Origin of the sequence: Pseudoduganella sp. RAF53_2, assembly GCF_052113985.1 — a bacterium.
In the GTDB taxonomy this organism is placed as follows: Bacteria; Pseudomonadota; Gammaproteobacteria; order Burkholderiales; family Burkholderiaceae_D; genus Rugamonas.
On the sequence record NZ_JBFRDW010001058.1, the window covers coordinates 1 to 1,114 of the forward strand.

Sequence of the window (1,114 nt, forward strand, 5' to 3'; positions counted from 1 at the left end):
TCCTCAAACAATGTTTCTTGGAATGGACCCAGGTACTCAGATGGAATATTGGCGTCCATACATCCTCCTTTAGAAGGGCATCGTAGCATGAACCGCTCCAATAGCGAATTGAGCCGCTGTAGGTCGGTTTTCACGTCGCTCCCTTTGAACCAGCACCGTATTATTTTGCCTCGCTTCTGTCCTTTGTACTGTACGTCTACGAACATACGCACTAGGCCAGACGGACTGGAGATTCTGCAAGTATCATGGCCGGGTTCGCCCTATACTGATGGAGTAGAGAAAAATATTCGACGGCCCTGCAAGAAACCGATCGGCCGGATTGAGTGCGGGGGGAGGAGGACTGCGATGCTGCACGAGTTCCTGGCTAATAATCGACGCGAACTCATCGCTCGCTGTCGGGCAAAAGTGGCTGCACGTGAACACATCGCGACCGCCGAACAATTGCAGAACGGCGTGCCGATGTTTCTTGAACAGTTGATTCGTACTCTACGTTCCGAACAGTCGAATTACGCCTTCGAAGGCCAAGTTATGCTCCCCATCTCTGATCGCGGAATAGCACACGGAGAGGTCGGTGCGTCTGCGACACTGCACGGCCAAGACATGCTGGCACTGGGGTTTACCGTCAATGACGTGGTCCACAACTATGGCGATTTGTGCCAGGCCATCACAGACCTTGCTGTGGAGCGTGACGCGCCTTTTTCCGTCGACGAATTTCGGACGTTGAATCGTTGTCTCGACGTTGCGATTGCATATGTGCGCATGCGTACCGACGGCATCCCGAATATAGCCAATAGTGAATTTAATGCATCTGACTGAGACATTCGCGCGGTCGATGAACTAATGGCCAGATTGCGAATGACTGTCGTTGTTTTGTGCGAGTTTCATATGGACAGATATTTATCAGTGTCCCCGTCTGGGGACAGCGCCCTGCCGGGGGGCGATACCGAGACCTTCGATCAGTCGCATTGTGATGCGGCATTGGACGAAGCCTTATGCTGTACTTTTCCAGCGAGTGATCCCATTGCTATTAACTTCGCTTTTACGCCGCTTGTTTTGATGAGAGCCGAACTCATCAGGAGGGCATTCCCACGGACGTTATCATGAACCCCGTAAC

1 protein-coding gene is annotated in these 1,114 nt (G+C 52.2%); it reads left to right on the forward strand.

The window, feature by feature from the left end:
- The first annotated feature begins 345 nt into the window (after nt 1-345).
- A complete protein-coding gene (locus AB4Z11_RS32290) occupies nt 346-816 on the forward strand; it encodes a hypothetical protein (protein WP_442030351.1) in 471 nt (156 codons plus the stop codon).
- The last annotated feature ends 298 nt before the right edge of the window (nt 817-1,114 follow it).